Genomic DNA, 15779 nt, shown 5'->3' with positions numbered 1-15779 from the left:
GTCCCCCTGTCCCCCTGTCAAGAACTCTCCCCATCTCCCCATCTCAAGAACTCTCCCGTATGGGCAAAAGTCGCGAACCGTTTATCAATCTGGCACTTTACCACACCTTTAAGTGGTCTATCGTCAACCCTATGCTTTACACTTACTTTCAGGGTAAGGTTTATGATGCCCAAAACGTACCCAAAACTGGACCTTTGGTGATAGTCAGCAATCATGCGAGTAACTATGACCCCCCGATTGTTTCTAATTGTGTCGGTCGTCCTGTAGCGTATATGGCTAAGGAAGAATTATTTAAAATCCCGATTTTACGGACTGCGATTAAATTATTTGGTGCTTATCCGGTGAGTCGGGGAAGTGCCGATCGCGCTGCTATTCGTTCAGCTTTAGAGTATCTTGAAAATGGCTGGGCTGTGGGTGTATTTTTAGAAGGTACCCGCACCCCAGATGGACGTATTACAGACCCCAAACGAGGTGCTGCACTGCTAGCTGCGAAGGCAAAGGTACCACTATTACCCGTATGTTTGTGGGGTAGTGAGAAGATTGAGGTCAAAGGTTCGGCAATACCTCATGCAGTTCCTGTCTCTGTCAGAATTGGCAAGTTGATTGATGCACCTAATTCTACTAATAAAGAGGAATTAGAGGCGATAACGCAACAGTGTACAACAGCAATTAATGATTTGCATTTCTTAGGGCGATAAGTTGAGATATTAGAGAAATATGCTTAAAGGAGGTTGCGATCGCACTTATGTCAGACTTAAGAACTGAATTAACCCAAAATCTAGATGAGGCTGAGTGGGAGTGGCTAATTCCTCACGTCCAGCGTGATGCGGTGATATTAGTACCAATTGAGCTAGACTTGCTCAATGTGGGAATAGCGATCGCTAGCAATAATACCCCCCAAGTACAGCAATGGATTGATGAACAATTGCTTGCTAAACCCTCAGTTACACAAATTGGGGAATGGAATGGCGACTTTACTAAGCGATTTGTAACTTTGATTGTACAGCCATACGTTCTCATTCAAGAAAAATAAATAAGCGACTTAGCTTTTAGTACTACACGACGACTGAAAAAGTTATCAACTATTTATTACGAGGAAATTTCTTAGATTGATTTATGAAAACCATCATTGCTATTTTAGCGACTTTACTAATTGCCAGCACACCAGTTACCGCTCAACGTTCCAAACTTGACACTCCCATTTCTCCTCGGATTACCATCAGTGAACGCTGTCAGCAGTTACAAATAAACTGTACCAAACCTGAAGTATTAGAAGTAGGACGCAGGGTACAGCAATTGTATTTTAACCGATACAATCAAAAACCACCCCAAAAGCAAGGCGTCAATATCTACACTACCAGTGACACTAACCTAATTGACCAAGCGATAGTTAATCAGTTAGCAACTGAAAACGAAAAGCTACGCAAAGAATTGGAATTACAAAACAAGTCAAAAGTCAAAAGTTAAAAGAAAGAAATAGTCCTACAGCATAATTTATTTCGGAAAAATACAATAAATATTTTTTCAAGGATTATCTTTTAACTTTTAACTTTTTATTTTTTATCGCTTATTTTTTGCTTCATCTGCCCCTGTGTAACCAGTTGTCATCCAAACTAAAGCTCTAGCACCATCACGGACTGATTTTTGAATTGGTTCAGGCGATCGCTCAGAAGGAACTGACACTGGTTTAAATATAATACCCCGACTACCCAAAACAATCTCGCCAATTACACAAGCCCGGCGCATATGATAATCTGATGTAATCAAATACACACTCTTAATGCCGCGTTTTTCCAAATCATCCACCAACGTGGTAAAATTTGTCACTGTATCTACCGCTTCATAGTCCAAGTGTAAACGTCGGGGATCAACTCCGGCTTTGGCAAACACTTTTTCAGTAGTCTTTTTTGGGCTACCACCAGTAATCCAAATTGGTAAATTTGGATTCTTCCGGGCAAAATCTGCTGTAAACTTCTCTCGTTCTAATCTCGCAGTCGAACCACCCAAAACTAACACGGCTTGGGGTTGTACAACTTGGCTTTTAACTTCCTTATATCCCAACCACATCAACAGCGGTAGGGCAATAACCATAAATCGAAATGATTTACCTGTAAAAAGTAACTTATTCAAGGTTCTATTACTTCGTCTGTTCAGAGAATTTTCTCTAATTAAGAAAAAAACAATTATTTAGGGTCGCATTTTCAAAAAACTACCCAAATATGAACTTAGATAATTTATCGCAAAAACGCACTCTTATCGCGACTTTTGCAATATCCTACCCTGTATCGAACCATCTATAAAGAAAGTGCGACTACTTTATTCATTTAATTGTTTCCAGACGACGGGACTGGCCAGGTTCGAACCGGCGGCCTAGCGCTTAGGAGGCGCTCGCTCTATCCAACTGAGCTACAGCCCCAACTTAAACTACGAAGCATTTACTATCATAGCACTAGTTTTAGCTAGACTGCCAAGAATTGTTCCAAGAACCGCCGCCTACTTCTAATCCACACAGAAAACTATGTGCTTTCAGGATTGTTTTGGATTTTGTTCCACTTACTTCGCGTAACTCTAAATCGAGTTTTCCTTGCATAGTATCTTGACAACAGAACATTAAACCGTTGGCAGTAGGCGCACGCAACGGTGTACCTGGTAGATGCGTAGTTCCTGTTAATTCAACTTCATAATTTAAGTTTCGCGCTTGCATTTGCCATCTACCCCAAGGCTGAATGTTCCAAGAAACTTGTGAATTCCAAGGAACAAATTCATAAAATTTATCTTGATAATGCAAGCCAATCATAGCGACAGATTCCATCCACCACAGCACACCACGTCTTCCACCACCTGCCGTTAATGCTAAGTCGGGTTCAGAATCAAAGCTATTACAATTCAACCAAAACCATTTTTGCGGAAAAGCACCACCCCAATTTTTCTCACCGTAAGCTGGGGCATCGGTGAATTCATAGATTTTACCATTCCAGTCAATCCAACCGCAAGCGTTACCGTGAGCCATCAAAATTTGCCATCCCGGTTCAAATATTGGTAAAAAGGACACTATACCGGCGGTAGATTGTTGTAATTGTCCTTTATTTCCCCAGCCGTATACTGGTTTAATTTCATACTGCCAACGGCAATAATTACCAGTCGCAGGATCGCGAATTATTCCTTGATTTAATGTGGCTGTAGCTTGATAACCTTCTTGAATATAGCGATCGAACTCTGCTGGTAACAGATAAAGGGATTGACTTTGTAAATCAGTTTTACCCCAATGACCTAAAGCCAAGACATCGTTTTTTGCCCAAAATTTATTAACATCCGGAAAAGTCCGCAACAAATATTCATCATTGGGACCGAGGATTTGTGCAGCACCACCGCTGTGGGGTTTTCCACCGATGGGGTCTTCGATCGAGTACATAAAAGCGAAGGTTTGCTCAATTTCCGGTAAGGTTACACGGTAATACCAACCTTCAAAGAAGCGTCTGCTACTGTGATCCCAATGATAGCCGCTGTGGGGAGTTTGGGTTGACTTAAAAGGATTTGTGGAAATAGATAACATAGATTTACACATGTGTTTATTTCCCAGTATGCCCGATGTCTGACGACAACCCGCTACCGCATCTACGTCTGGATATTTATCATGCTTATGAAATTCTTGGTTTAAAACCTGCTGCATCTCAGATAGAGGTGAAGCAAGCTTACCGCAAGCTTGTTAAAATTTGGCATCCAGATCGCTTTTTTGATCAACAGGAAAAGCAGAAAGCTGAAGAAAGAATCAAAGAAATTAACGAAGCTTACAACCAATTAAAATATTCTCAACCGATTACGGCAAATGAATCTTCACCAGCCAATTACACAGAAATTCACATTCACCGCTTTGATGCAGAGGCATTCTATGAATTGGGAAGGGAGAATTTCAGCAAAAAAATGTATACTGAAGCGATCGCCAATCTTACCCACGCTATTCGCCTAAATCCCAAATATATTAAAGCATACAAATATCGAGGGCTAGTCTGCTCGGAGCTTGGATATGAGTATAGAGCCACTGCCGATTTAAATAAAGCCGCACAGTTGGAATGGGAATTAAAATACCCAGGTGTAAAACCGACACCATCACCCAAATCTGTATCAAAATCTGCATTACTTAAACACAGATTTTGTCAGAAGATAAAAAAGTTACTGCGATTTAGGCAAAAGACTTAGATTCCCGACTTCTTTGAGGAGTGGCGGATATAATTTTCTTACATACTATTAGTATGTAACTTTGTTGTTCATATTTATGCAAGATTTTATATTTGTACGTACTCTCAAAGGGCATTCAAATCAGGTTACATCCGTTGCCTTCAGCGCTGATGGGCAAATATAGCGCTTCTCGGTTGTGTGCAATACGCGGTGTAGAGACTATTCTGTGCTACGTCTCTACATTTATTTTTTGAACATGTATGTGATTCAAATGAGAACCGCTATATTAGCTAGTGGCAGTGGAGATAAAACCGTAAAAATTTGGCACTTAGCAAAAAAGGAACCCGAAACTCTCAAAAGACACGGAGAATACTCTTGGTCTGGGAGCGTTAATTCAGTGGCTTTTAGCCCCGATAGCAAGAAATTAGCCAGTGCTAGTGATGACAAAACTGTTAAATTGTGGGATGTGCTTACTGCAAAAGAAATATGCGGCTTTCAGTCCTGATGGTAAAACCCTTGCTAGTGGTAGTCGAGATACGACAATCAAGATTTGGCGATGCGATACCTTTTAGACGGCAAATAGTCTATCGCAGTAAGCAAGATAAATCAACTTCCCAAATTCAGCCTTGGTCAATTAAGTCGTCAAATTCCTAATTTCTCGTAAAGACGTTCCACCGGAACGTCTCTACCAAAACACCCCAAATTTTAAGAAAGATTTCGCAATTATTGCGATAAGTTAATGCTAATCAACTTTGGTAATATAACGGCTGCCCTTGAGAGGAGTAATGCTAACTTATAAACAGGTACAGAGAAGTTAAACCTTCAACCAAAACCCTTCAGATTAGAGCCTGTGCCTCCTGCTCTAATGTCCTCGCAATAACTGCTCCATTGTCGTATCCTAAGAACGTGTTTTAGCCTTGAGTTCATGTAAAGTCGTTTTGGAGGTTTTTGAACACACAGCCAAAAATGGTTGCCTAGTTGGAATGAAGGATGCACAATTGTTGAGTATCGTGTGTTGCGAGTATTGTCCACATTAGTTGAGTTAGTTACCTCTGATTTTTTACTCTTTTCAATCTATTAAATCGCTTATAAATCGCCCAAGCTGCTGATATGTATCCATCGTAGCTTTGGGCGGTTTAGTCTATTAGAATTAGTGGATAGTTGATAGTGGATAGTGGTTAGTGGTTAGTGGATAACAACCAACAACTAACAACCAACAACCAACAACTAACTAATTAAGGTAATTATAGTAACTTCTGGTGGACAAAATAAGCGTCCGGGGAAATAAGTTCCTAAGCCGCGATTGACGTATAATTGATTTGCTCCTACATGATGAAAACCTTGCGCCCATTCCCAATATCGCACGACTTTAGAACAGTCTCCGCGCAAAAATGGCACCCAACGCCGCAATTTTTTGGGAAGTATTTTGAGAAACTTTTTATAATAAAGTATTACTGGACCAACACCAGGAATGACGATGTGACCACCGTGGGTATGACCTGATAGTTGCAAGTCTACTCGCCATTGTTGTAATATCTTGGCTGTATCTGGATTATGCGATAAAACGATGCGGGGTGTTGCAGAATCTATTTGATTCATCACTGGTGCGGGATTAAATTCTCTTGACCAATAATCTGCTAGTCCTACTAGTGGTAATTCTTTTCCTAAGGGATAGGCAATTTCATTCCAAAGAACATGAATCCCGATGCTATTTAATGCGGTGGTAATTTCTGTTTTGGATTTGTTGTAATGTATATCGTGGTTGCCAAGTACAGCGTAAATGCCGCAGCGACTTTGTAGATGTTTGAGTCGATATACCAGTTGATGAATTGGGGTAGGATCGTCGGTTACGAAGTCGCCGGTTAATACAATTAAATCGGGTTCGGCTTCGTTGCACTTCGCGATCGCACGACCTAACATTTCTTCACTTAACCGCAAACCATCGTAGTGAAAATCTGACAATTGCACTAGTTTTGTGCCTTCTAAAGATGTTGGAAGTTCCGCTATCTTTATGGTCAGGTTATCTACTCTTAAAGGTCCTGTTAACAACCAATGCATGGCGCCAGATACTCTCCTCGTATTAGCGCTTATAGCTTACCAAAATTTAAATTGTTATTTGCTATTTGTTAGTTGTTGAAAGGTATTATTTTCGGGTGAAGCGTTGAAGGTTAATTGAAGCGCTGAAGCGCTGACTACGGCTGTTCTAAGGTGATTACTGTAACTTCTGGGGGGCAAAATAAACGTCCTGGGAAATAAGTTCCTAAGCCGCGATTGACGTATAATTGATTTTTACCGATTTGATGCAATCCTTGCGCCCATTCCCAATGGCGAACTACTGAGTATTCTTTTCGCAAAAATGGAACTCGCCGCCGTATTTTCATCGGTATTTTTCGCAGAATTTTGCGATAATAAAGTAGTGCGGGTCCCATTTTCGGAATGATGATTTGACCGCCGTGAGTATGACCAGATAGTTGCAAATCTACTCGCCATTGTTGCAATATTTCGGCTGTGTCTGGATTGTGGGATAATACAATGCAAGGTGTGGCTGCATCTAGTTGATTCATAACTAGTGCGGGGTTAAATTCTCGTGAGTAGCGATCGCTTAATCCGACTATCGGTAGTTCTTTTCCTAGTGGATAGGCGATTTCATTCCACAAAACCTGAATCCCGATACTCGTGAGGGCGGCTGTAACTTCGGCTTTGGAATTGCGATAATATATATCATGATTTCCTAGTATAGCATATATTCCCAAGCGACTTTGGAGATGTTTGAGTCTTAACACCAGTTGGTGAATTGGTTCTGGTCTGGTGGTAATGTAGTCGCCGGTTAATACAATTAAATCGGGTTCGGCTTCGTTGCTTAGAGCGATCGCTTTATCTAACATTGTTTCACTCAGCCGCAAACCATCATAGTGAAAATCTGACATCTGCACCAGCTTTAAGTTTTGTAATGATGCGGGTAAACCAGCAATCTTAACCGTCAATTTCTCTACGCTCAACGGTCCAGATAACAACCAGTGCATAATTTACTTCATATCATAGTTTGGCGCTTACAGCTTAACGAAAAATATAGCGATCGCCTGTTACAACTGCAACAACTTTGTCAAAAATTCATCAATTATACAGTTTATTGCGTATTTATACTGGGCTAGCTTCAATGCAGCTTTGCTTTTGAATTCATATCATGAGCTTACTTACAGGAGTTTTGACATTATTTTGGTCTATAGTTTTAAAAATGACTGTAACTAAGGAAATGGTTGGGTTACGACTGCCTACAGCAACCTAAAAATTCAAGTTCTCAAATTCATCGCTACAGTTCAGAAAACAAAATTACTCGTTCAAAACAGAAACGTTGTCGTTTCAAATAGAAGAGTTGGAGCTTTTAGCCAAAACTTTCAACATATTATTTATACATTTGTCGTTCAAAACAGAAACGTTGTCGTTTCAAATAGAAAAGTCCGAGCTTTTAGCCAAAACTTTCAACATATTATTTATACATTTGTCGTTCAAAACAGGAAAGTTCATTTTCCGGGTCTAACCCTCTACGTTTTAAGTTAAACTAATTCTGGTTGTGAGTGTTGATTTGGCTGCAAATATTCAAGAATCAGCAAGCGTAAGTAATCTAGCATTTGCATATAAGCTTTGATTCGTCTGTATTCTCTTCCAGTTGTTAAGTAAAATTGAGCGATCGCGGGAATATCAAAAAATCGCATATTTTTTAATTGATTAATTGCGTGTTGTTCATTTTCAATCCAACCCCGTGTTTTAATTTGACTGGCATAACCTCGGATATCGACTGTTAAAAGTTCGATTTCTTCTAAAACAGTGAATTCTTCCTCAAAATTAGGATATAACACTGCAACTTCTTTTCTTTCTTGCTTGGTATTTTGATAATCGACGGTTAACTGTTCTAACATCTCAATAATATAGTTTCTTTTGATTTCCGGGTTTTGAGTATTCAAGGTTGCTTCAGTCATCGTTTACACCATAAGTAACTAGTGCGATCGCCTCATTTAGCCCGTACAACCCTAGTCCTGACGACTGGAAGTCGCGGCTACACAAACAAAGTCCGCCTACGCGGACTAAACTAATATTAAAATAAACGTGCGATCGCTTCTTTAGCCCACGCAGGTGTTCCTTGTTCGTATAGCCCCACCCTTCCAGGGTGAGAGTATATTAAAATAAACGTGCGATCGCTTCTTTAGCCCACGCAGGTGTTCCTTGTTGGTATAGCCCCACCCTTCCAGGGTGAGGGTATATTAAAATAGACGTGCGATCGCTTCATTTAATCCAGGTCGGTGTTCTTCGTTCGGATGGTAGACGCAAGGGTATCGCGTCTCTACAAGGGTTGTGGATAACGCATATTTAATTTGTGGAGGGTATATTAAAATAGACGTGCGATCGCTTCTTTAGCCCACGAAGGTGGGCTTCGCTTGTATAGCCGCGACTTCCAGTCGTCAGGGTATATTAAAATAGATGTGCGATCGCAATAAATACCTGTGGCTAATCAAGAAGAAGTTATCACTACCCTGGCACAAACTCCTTTATATCAACTTGCTGTCGAACTGAAAGCAAGATTAACCAGCTTTGGTGGTTGGGAAATGCCTGTACAATTTACTGGTATTAGCCGGGAACATGAAGCGGTGAGAAATGCAGCGGGAATGTTCGATATTTCCCACATGGGTAAGTTTACATTACAAGGTAAAAGCGTAATTTCCCAGCTTCAGGGTTTGGTTCCCTCAGATTTGAGTCGGTTGCAACCAGGTCAAGCGCAATATACTGTGTTGTTAAATGAAAAAGCGGGAATTATTGACGACATCATTGTATATTATCAAGGTGAAGACAGCACAACAAACACACAAAAAGCTGTAATCATAGTCAATGCCGCAACCACAGGCAAAGACAAAGCATGGTTATTGCAAAACCTGGACGCTGAAGAGGTGAAGTTTCAAGACTTCTCAGCAGAAAAAGTCTTAATTGCCGTCCAAGGACCAAAAGCAAGCAGCATCCTTCAGCAATTTGTGTCAGCAGACTTAACCCCAGTCAAAGCATTTGGTCATTTGGAAGCAACTATATTCGGGAAATCGGCATTTATTGCTCGTACAGGTTACACGGGGGAAGATGGATTTGAGGTGATGCTAGATCCAGATGTGGGGGTCCAGTTGTGGCAAAATCTGATTAAAGCTGGTGTCACCCCTTGTGGACTTGGTGCGAGAGACACTCTGCGACTAGAAGCGGCAATGGCACTTTATGGACAAGATATCGATGATAACACCACACCTTTAGAAGCGGGTTTGGGTTGGTTGGTTCATCTGGATAGCAAAGGTGATTTTATCGGACGTTCAATTTTAGAACAGCAAAAAGCTGATGGTGTGCAGCGTCGGTTGGTAGGTTTGCAAATGCAAGGACGCAATATTGCTCGTCACGGCTATCAAATATTATCAGCAGGTAAAGTTGTGGGGGAAGTCACCAGTGGAACTTTATCACCTACACTTGGTTATCCCATCTCCCTTGGTTACGTTCCCACTGAGTTAGGAAGTGTTGGTCAGCAGCTAGAAGTAGAAATTCGCGGCAAAGCTTACCCCGCAGTTGTGGTGAAGCGTCCCTTTTATCGGTCAAAAAATCGTCTGATTTAGATTGTAGTTCATCAGGCGCCCTCTAATTGTAAAAAATGCACTCGTCCTGATGCTTCCCCAGCGACAATTGTCAGGCGATCGGGTGCAACTGCACAGCAGTGTATTGAACTATCACCGATGAAAGTGGCAATTACTTCCCCAGTTTGCCAATTCCAGACTTGGAGTGTGGAGTCAGATGAACCAGAAATGAGGTATTTGCCATTTGGTGAAAAAGCGATCGCATAAACTCTGTCAGTATGACCCGTTAAAGTCCGCACTTCAACCCCAGTTTGCCAATCCCAGACTTGGAGTGTGGAGTCAGATGAACCAGAAATGAGGTATTTGCCATTTGGTGAAAAAGCGATCGCATTAACACTCTTAATATGACCCGTTAAAGTCCGCACTTCAACCCCAGTTTGCCAATCCCAGACTTGGAGTGTGGAGTCAGATGAACCAGAAATGAGGTATTTGCCATCAACTGAAAAAGCGATCGCATTAACCGAAGAAAGATGACCAGTTAAGGTTATAATTAAGTTTCCATCTGGACGAGTTAAGCTAGATGTCAGAGGACGCAACCAAGTAGTTTGGTTCAGATGTGCTTGTTGCAACAATTCTTGAATCTCCGACGCTGCAAAAGACTGCAATCGTCCCCATAATTGCCCTGCTAGCTGTGTTTTATCTTCAGCGAGAACATGTCCTGACACTACTAACGTGCATCGCAGCAATTGCAAATTCGCATCTTCGGGTAATAAGTTATAATCTGCAATTAATTCATTAGACATCTCCGAAAATTAAATATGCGTTATCCACAACCCTTGTAGAGCGAAATTTCGCGTCTCTACATTGTTTTCCAACAGATGTCTATTGATGTTGCTGTTCTCTAACTTCGCTTGCAACCAGCGAAAGTCAAGCAATAACTGTTGTAACTCGGTTGTGCGTCCGGCTTGAATTAAATGATGTGCTAAATTTTGGAAGATGTAGCCGTCATTCTCTAAACTATGCCAGCCATTGGGGTATTTTTGAGTGTAAGCGTTTAATAGGCGAGTGTGAAGGAAACCTAACCCCCCTACCCCCTTCCCTACGAGGGAAGGGGGAGAAGAGAGGGAAGCAGAACTAATCTTGCTCCCCTCCCCTCGTAGGGGAGGGGTTGGGGGAGAGGTCTGTTTTTCAGCGAAAGACGAACCTAACCCCCCTACCCCCTTCCCTACGAGGGAAGGGGGAGAAATCCTGCTCCCCTCCCCTCGTAGGGGAGAGGTCTGTTCTTCGTAACGTGCTAAAGCATCGTAAAAGCCAACGGAAAATTCTAGTGCAGCTCTATCACCGATCGCCTGATTCATCCCAATGACATAATCAATATGTTGAGCGATCGCGTTCTTCTTGTACTTCAGAATAGCAAGCATTGAGCAACACACACTCTACATGACTAGCAAAAAGCTTAAATAATCCCCCTAGCGCTTCTGGGGTGACAAACTTTTCCTTACCGACTTCATCCTCAAAGGATAATCCCTCAGCTTCCGAACCATGTCCCGAAAAATGAATGATATTTGGTCGAAAATCTAACACCGCACGGCGAATATCTTGCGATCGCACCGCCCACTTCTGCTGTAAAGTGAATTTGTCACGCTGCGCCGCAAGCTGTAACCCTTCTTCAATGTCACGCACCTCTTGATCCAGTCGCAAACGCACTGTATCTTTAGGATTAGCTGCCAAAATCAATATTTTTTTGACAGTCTGATTGTGACTCATAAGTCGCGAAGGAAAGTATCATTTTTTTAGTATAGACATTAGAAACAACACTTAATAGCATTCAGATTCCGGAAGTACTTTACCACCCAGCCTTCTCAAGCCAAGCACAGAAGAAGATAGAACTTACGCAACTGTCACACCAAAATCATAAATATATCGTAGTTAGCGCAAAGAGCGCTTATTTGACCCACGTCTGTGCGTACTACCAGAAGACTTAAACTATTACAGCAGATTTCCGGGAAATGAAGTACATATATAAAACCCTCTCCTTCTAGAGACGATTCTGTGCTAGGTCTCTAGGTGTATTCGATATTGGCGATAGGGTGCTGTAGCATTTGATTTATAACCTATAGCGGGTAATGCCGCTCATGGAAGATGTAGATATTACCACAAAGCGCCAGCATCAAAACTGCAAAATTCAAGTTCTCAACTTCATCGCTACAGTTGAGAACACGAAAGTTGTCGTTTCACATCAAAAAGTCCGAGCTTTTATCCTCAACTTTCAAGATAATATCTATACATTAGACATCTCCATAAATGAACTATGCGTTGTCCAAAACCCTTGTAGAGACGTGAAATTTCACGTCTCTACATTGTTTTTCGGAGATGTCTATTTCGAGTTCAGAACACGAAAGTTGTCGTTTCACATAAGAAAGTCCGAGCTTTTATCCTCAGCTTTCAAGATAATATCTATACATTTCGAGTTCAGAATCTTTGTTATCTGACCCAGAGGGCATTGAGGGGTCGCACCCCTCAATAACTCCTCAACAGTATCCAAGTGGGTGAGAGGTTTGTTAACGAACTACACCCAATTTTGACATACCTCCTCGTCCTAAAGTCCGAGGATTCCTTAACGCTTCATTAGACATCTCCAGAAATGAACTATGCGTTGCCCAAACCCCAAGAGACGTGAAATTTCACGTCTCTACATTGTTTTCTGGAGATGTCTATTGGGTTGTGCTATCGAAATAGTCTTATCATCCCTCGACGTTCGTTTATAGTCTCCTAATGCCCTATGGCGACTATATATATTTTACCATAAAGCCGTCAAGCTTATGACGGGGCTTGAGTCCCATTTTTTCGGTCAAAACAAATCTAAGTCTGTCAACGCACCAAGACTGCTGGAAGATACTAATTTGGCATATTTCCCTAACACACCTTTGGTATAACGAGGTGGACGGGGTTGCCAATTAGCACGACGAGCTGCTAATTCTTCATCGGATACGTTTAATTGCAACAGTCGAGCATGAGCATCAATTGTGATGGTATCACCTTCAGTGACAAGAGCGATCGCACCCCCAACTGCTGCTTCTGGTGCCACATGTCCAACCACCATCCCGTAAGTACCACCAGAAAATCGTCCGTCTGTAATTAACCCCACCGAATCAGCTAAACCCGCACCGATAATTGCTGAGGTGGGTGCTAACATCTCCCGCATCCCCGGACCACCTTTGGGTCCTTCGTAGCGGATGACGAGAACATCACCTGCATTTATCTTCTTTGCCAAAATCGCATCTAAACAAGATTCTTCTGATTCAAATACTCGTGCAGTTCCCGTCATCTTGGGCAGTTTGACGCCTGTAATTTTCGCTACTGCTCCTTCTGTTGCCAGATTTCCCCTGAGGATAGCCAAGTGTCCTTGAGGATACATCGGGTTATTCCAAGGACGAATTACGTCTTGGTTAGGAGATGGTTCATCAGGTATATCTGCCAAGACTTCGGCGATTGTTTGTCCGGTGATGGTGAGAGCATCCTCGTGAAGTAAATCATGCACAAGTAGCATTTTCATCACTTGGGGAATACCACCAGCTTTGTGTAAGTCAGTGGCTACATAACGTCCGCTGGGTTTTAAATCGCACAATACGGGAACGCGAGCGCGGATGGTTTCAAAGTCATCTAAATTAAGTTCGACCCCAGCAGTGTGTGCGATCGCCAAAAAATGTAATACTGCATTTGTGGAACCACCGACTGCCATAACCACCGAAAGGGCATTTTCAATCGATTTGCGGGTGATAATTTGGCTGGGTAAGATTTGCTTGCGGATTGCTTCGACTAAGAAGAACGCGGATTTTTCTGTACTATCTGCCTTTTCTGCATCTTCTGCCGCCATCGTCGAGGAATATGGTAAACTCATCCCCAGCGCTTCAAAAGCGGAAGACATGGTATTAGCAGTGTACATTCCCCCACAAGAACCAGCACCAGGACAAGCTTTGTGCTCAACTTCTAAAAGTTCCTTCTCGTCAATTTTGCCAGCGCTGTATTGTCCGACAGCTTCAAAGGAACTGACAACAGTTAAATCGCGTCCATCGTGATGTCCGGGTTTGATTGTACCCCCATAAACAAAGATAGCGGGGATATTCATGCGAGCGATCGCAATCATCGCTCCAGGCATATTTTTATCACAACCCCCAATGGCAAGTACACCATCCATACTTTGGGCTGTGCAAGCAGTTTCAATGGAATCAGCAATTACTTCTCGTGACACCAGGGAATATTTCATCCCCTCAGTTCCCATCGAAATACCATCGCTCACAGTAATTGTACCGAACAATTGCGGCATCGCTCCAGCATCTTTAATACTAGCTTCCGCTCTGAGAGCCAGTTTATTGATGCCCATATTGCAGGGAGTAATGGTGCTGTAACCATTAGCTACACCGACAATAGGCTTGATAAAATCTTCATCTTGAAAACCAACAGCACGTAGCATCGCTCGATTAGGCGATCGCTGTACCCCTTGAGTGATAACTTGGCTTCTTAAATTTTCTGACATTTTTGTTCTCTTCCCCGCGATCGACACTTTGATTAGCGCTTATGTTACATGATTTTCTCATGCATAGGATGCACAATGAAGCAAGAGTTAAAAGTTAAAAATCTCAAATTTCCTTCTTCGGATTTTGCAATATGGCATACAGCGACTTTACGTTACGCAGAGTAAAGCAAGACTTTGGATTAACCACCGTTGAAGGGGGTCGTTTTTTACCAGAAGTTGAACCCATTACACCCAGTTTAGTCTTAGCTGGGTTGTTGTCAGAAAATTTATCGTGGGCGATCGCTGTCGGCACCGAAAAGGCAAAATCTGAAATGATAGTTGCCCCAACTGTGTTAGAAGTTAAACGCATACTCAATCGGCAGATCAGTGTCTTCTCCGGAACTGATTTTACTGTCGATCCGGCAATTGGACTCAGCGGAGTTTGTGATTTCTTGATTAGTCGTTCTCCAGAGCAATTTGACATCGAAGCACCAGCTGTAGTTATTGTAGAAGCTAAACGCGACAACCTCAATATTGGTTTGGGACAATGCATTGCCGAAATGGTAGCAGCTCAGAAGTTCAATGAGGCAAATCATCAACCTCTTGCAACCATTTATGGATCAATTACCAGCGGAACAGCTTGGAGATTTCTAAAATTATCAGGGCAAGTTGTGACTATTGATGTGAGAGATTATCCATTTCCCCCAGTCGAGGAGATTCTAGGGATGCTGGTATGGATGGTAGAAAAGGGGTAGCTTGATGCATTAGACATCTCCATAAATGAACTATGCGTTGCCCAAACCCCAAGAGACGTGAAATTTCACGTCACAATAATTGTTTTCTGGAGATGTCTATTACAAACTTTCCCATGCTGCTTGAAAAAAGTCTCGCTCACACAACATGGCATAACGATAAGTTGAATGTACTAAGGTAGTAGCAGTAGCATAACTTTCTACCAAACCTTCTAATTTTTCTGCTAGCTGCTGAAAATCTGCGCTGCTATAAGTGCGAATCCAGTCTGCATACTTATGATTGGGAATACCATTACGCGCTAATTCTTGTCCCAAAAACGCATACAAACGTATACAGGGAGACATGGCAGCAGCAGTTAAACCGACATCTCCACCCCAAGCGATCGCTAATAAAAAGTCAGTATAATGCCTAGTAGCTGCTTGTGGTTCAACAGATTGTAAATCGACTTTCCACGCTTCAGCATAGCTTTGATGTAGCTGTAGTTCTTGCAAAACTCCAGTAGCTAAATTGTGAAATATGATAAATCCTGCCCAATCTGGTGCTTTCGCAGCTGCAATACTGTTAACACGGGCAAAAGCTTCTAAGAAAAAAGCATCTTGCCCTACAAAGTAGGGGAATTTCTGCGGATCTAGCGTACCATCAGCAATGCCTTGAACAAAAGGATGCTCTAAACAAGCTTGCGCTAAATCTTGATTGGCTTTCCACAATTGGGCAGATATAGTCATTTGTTGGGAGTGGGG

Annotated in this window: 18 protein-coding genes and 1 tRNA gene; 8 read left to right on the top strand and 11 right to left on the bottom strand. The window is 42.1% G+C overall.

Features of this window, described 5'->3' with window-relative positions:
* The first annotated feature begins 59 nt into the window (after window positions 1–59).
* The 3 genes from OGM63_RS18460 to OGM63_RS18450 all read left to right on the top strand — a co-directional run bounded on the left by OGM63_RS18460 (window position 60) and on the right by OGM63_RS18450 (window position 1467).
* Window positions 60–698: a lysophospholipid acyltransferase family protein gene (locus OGM63_RS18460; protein ID WP_263747117.1), complete on the top strand. Its 639-nt coding sequence runs from the start codon at window positions 60–62 to the stop codon at window positions 696–698.
* A 47-nt stretch (window positions 699–745) separates the two neighbouring features.
* Window positions 746–1033 (top strand): DUF2288 domain-containing protein, encoded by a 288-nt coding sequence (locus tag OGM63_RS18455; protein WP_263747114.1) that lies wholly within the window; start codon window positions 746–748, stop codon window positions 1031–1033.
* 83 nt (window positions 1034–1116) lie between these two features.
* Window positions 1117–1467 carry a hypothetical protein gene (locus tag OGM63_RS18450; RefSeq protein ID WP_263747113.1) on the top strand — a complete coding sequence of 117 codons (351 nt, stop codon included), beginning with the start codon at window positions 1117–1119 and terminating at the stop codon, window positions 1465–1467.
* A 93-nt stretch (window positions 1468–1560) separates the two neighbouring features.
* Here the strand turns inward: OGM63_RS18450 and OGM63_RS18445 are convergent, their stop codons facing one another.
* The 3 genes from OGM63_RS18445 to OGM63_RS18435 form a co-directional block, all read right to left on the bottom strand.
* Window positions 1561–2130: a YdcF family protein gene (locus OGM63_RS18445; protein WP_318528495.1), complete on the bottom strand. Its 570-nt coding sequence runs from the start codon at window positions 2128–2130 to the stop codon at window positions 1561–1563.
* A gap of 212 nt (window positions 2131–2342) precedes the next feature.
* A tRNA-Arg gene (locus OGM63_RS18440) sits at window positions 2343–2416 on the bottom strand.
* Between the two features lie 39 nt (window positions 2417–2455).
* On the bottom strand, window positions 2456–3565 hold the full coding sequence (locus tag OGM63_RS18435; RefSeq protein WP_263747112.1) for a tocopherol cyclase family protein: 1110 nt from the start codon (window positions 3563–3565) through the stop codon (window positions 2456–2458).
* A gap of 23 nt (window positions 3566–3588) precedes the next feature.
* Between OGM63_RS18435 and OGM63_RS18430 the strand changes: the two genes are divergently transcribed.
* The 3 genes from OGM63_RS18430 to OGM63_RS29860 all read left to right on the top strand — a co-directional run bounded on the left by OGM63_RS18430 (window position 3589) and on the right by OGM63_RS29860 (window position 4748).
* Window positions 3589–4197, top strand: a complete 609-nt coding sequence (locus OGM63_RS18430; protein ID WP_263747111.1) for a J domain-containing protein — start codon at window positions 3589–3591, stop codon at window positions 4195–4197.
* Between the two features lie 235 nt (window positions 4198–4432).
* A complete protein-coding gene (locus OGM63_RS18425) occupies window positions 4433–4681 on the top strand; it encodes a WD40 repeat domain-containing protein (protein ID WP_318528496.1) in 249 nt (82 codons plus the stop codon).
* Window positions 4626–4748 (top strand): WD40 repeat domain-containing protein, encoded by a 123-nt coding sequence (locus OGM63_RS29860; protein WP_375340496.1) that lies wholly within the window; start codon window positions 4626–4628, stop codon window positions 4746–4748. The genes OGM63_RS18425 and OGM63_RS29860 overlap by 56 nt, the downstream gene beginning before the upstream one ends.
* Window positions 4749–5403: 655 nt before the next feature.
* Here the strand turns inward: OGM63_RS29860 and OGM63_RS18415 are convergent.
* The 3 genes from OGM63_RS18415 to OGM63_RS18405 form a co-directional block, all read right to left on the bottom strand.
* Window positions 5404–6234: a metallophosphoesterase gene (locus tag OGM63_RS18415; RefSeq protein ID WP_263747108.1), complete on the bottom strand. Its 831-nt coding sequence runs from the start codon at window positions 6232–6234 to the stop codon at window positions 5404–5406.
* Between the two features lie 134 nt (window positions 6235–6368).
* Window positions 6369–7199 (bottom strand): metallophosphoesterase, encoded by an 831-nt coding sequence (locus OGM63_RS18410; RefSeq protein WP_263747107.1) that lies wholly within the window; start codon window positions 7197–7199, stop codon window positions 6369–6371.
* A 531-nt stretch (window positions 7200–7730) separates the two neighbouring features.
* A complete protein-coding gene (locus OGM63_RS18405; RefSeq protein ID WP_263747106.1) occupies window positions 7731–8153 on the bottom strand; it encodes a hypothetical protein in 423 nt (140 codons plus the stop codon).
* A gap of 522 nt (window positions 8154–8675) precedes the next feature.
* Between OGM63_RS18405 and gcvT the strand changes: the two genes are divergently transcribed.
* Entirely contained in the window at window positions 8676–9812 is a 1137-nt protein-coding gene (gene gcvT / locus OGM63_RS18400) for a glycine cleavage system aminomethyltransferase GcvT (protein ID WP_263747105.1), read from the top strand.
* An 11-nt stretch (window positions 9813–9823) separates the two neighbouring features.
* On the opposite strand, the gene OGM63_RS18395 is transcribed toward gcvT, so the two are convergent.
* The 4 genes from OGM63_RS18395 to ilvD all read right to left on the bottom strand — a co-directional run bounded on the left by OGM63_RS18395 (window position 9824) and on the right by ilvD (window position 14307).
* Entirely contained in the window at window positions 9824–10573 is a 750-nt protein-coding gene (locus OGM63_RS18395; protein ID WP_263747104.1) for a WD40 repeat domain-containing protein, read from the bottom strand.
* A gap of 9 nt (window positions 10574–10582) precedes the next feature.
* The gene (locus tag OGM63_RS18390; RefSeq protein WP_263747103.1) at window positions 10583–11191 is read right to left on the bottom strand and encodes a hypothetical protein; all 609 of its coding nucleotides are present in this window, start codon (window positions 11189–11191) and stop codon (window positions 10583–10585) included.
* Window positions 11142–11537, bottom strand: coding sequence for a CHAT domain-containing protein (locus tag OGM63_RS18385; RefSeq protein WP_263747102.1), 396 nt, complete (start codon window positions 11535–11537; stop codon window positions 11142–11144). The genes OGM63_RS18390 and OGM63_RS18385 overlap by 50 nt, the downstream gene beginning before the upstream one ends.
* 1084 nt (window positions 11538–12621) lie before the next feature.
* On the bottom strand, window positions 12622–14307 hold the full coding sequence (gene ilvD / locus OGM63_RS18380; protein ID WP_263747101.1) for a dihydroxy-acid dehydratase: 1686 nt from the start codon (window positions 14305–14307) through the stop codon (window positions 12622–12624).
* Window positions 14308–14438: 131 nt separating this feature from the next.
* On the opposite strand from ilvD, the gene OGM63_RS18375 reads away from it, so the two are divergent.
* Complete coding sequence (locus OGM63_RS18375; protein WP_263747100.1) at window positions 14439–15041, top strand: hypothetical protein; 603 nt, start codon at window positions 14439–14441, stop codon at window positions 15039–15041.
* Between the two features lie 99 nt (window positions 15042–15140).
* Here OGM63_RS18375 and OGM63_RS18370 read toward each other — a convergent pair.
* A partial coding sequence (locus OGM63_RS18370) for a TenA family protein (RefSeq protein WP_318528494.1) occupies window positions 15141–15779 on the bottom strand: 639 nt, incomplete at its 5' end.

The organism is Plectonema radiosum NIES-515, from assembly GCF_025753815.1.
In the GTDB taxonomy this organism is placed as follows: Bacteria; Cyanobacteriota; Cyanobacteriia; order Cyanobacteriales; family Nostocaceae; genus Hassallia; species Hassallia radiosum_A.
This window is presented reverse-complemented; position numbering and strand designations above follow the sequence as displayed.

Excerpts from the sequence above, each read along its gene's own strand:
- OGM63_RS18460 (WP_263747117.1), top strand. The coding sequence starts at position 60 with ATGGGCAAAAGTCGCGAACCGTTTATCAATCTGGCACTTTACCACACC.
- OGM63_RS18455 (WP_263747114.1), top strand. The coding sequence starts at position 746 with ATGTCAGACTTAAGAACTGAATTAACCCAAAATCTAGATGAGGCTGAG.
- OGM63_RS18450 (WP_263747113.1), top strand. The coding sequence starts at position 1,117 with ATGAAAACCATCATTGCTATTTTAGCGACTTTACTAATTGCCAGCACA.
- OGM63_RS18435 (WP_263747112.1), bottom strand. The coding sequence starts at position 3,565 with ATGTGTAAATCTATGTTATCTATTTCCACAAATCCTTTTAAGTCAACC.
- OGM63_RS18430 (WP_263747111.1), top strand. The coding sequence starts at position 3,589 with ATGTCTGACGACAACCCGCTACCGCATCTACGTCTGGATATTTATCAT.
- OGM63_RS18425 (WP_318528496.1), top strand. The coding sequence starts at position 4,433 with ATGTATGTGATTCAAATGAGAACCGCTATATTAGCTAGTGGCAGTGGA.
- OGM63_RS18415 (WP_263747108.1), bottom strand. The coding sequence starts at position 6,234 with ATGCATTGGTTGTTAACAGGACCTTTAAGAGTAGATAACCTGACCATA.
- OGM63_RS18410 (WP_263747107.1), bottom strand. The coding sequence starts at position 7,199 with ATGCACTGGTTGTTATCTGGACCGTTGAGCGTAGAGAAATTGACGGTT.
- OGM63_RS18405 (WP_263747106.1), bottom strand. The coding sequence starts at position 8,153 with ATGACTGAAGCAACCTTGAATACTCAAAACCCGGAAATCAAAAGAAAC.
- OGM63_RS18395 (WP_263747104.1), bottom strand. The coding sequence starts at position 10,573 with ATGTCTAATGAATTAATTGCAGATTATAACTTATTACCCGAAGATGCG.
- OGM63_RS18390 (WP_263747103.1), bottom strand. The coding sequence starts at position 11,191 with ATGCTTGCTATTCTGAAGTACAAGAAGAACGCGATCGCTCAACATATT.
- OGM63_RS18385 (WP_263747102.1), bottom strand. The coding sequence starts at position 11,537 with ATGAGTCACAATCAGACTGTCAAAAAAATATTGATTTTGGCAGCTAAT.
- ilvD (WP_263747101.1), bottom strand. The coding sequence starts at position 14,307 with ATGTCAGAAAATTTAAGAAGCCAAGTTATCACTCAAGGGGTACAGCGA.
- OGM63_RS18375 (WP_263747100.1), top strand. The coding sequence starts at position 14,439 with ATGGCATACAGCGACTTTACGTTACGCAGAGTAAAGCAAGACTTTGGA.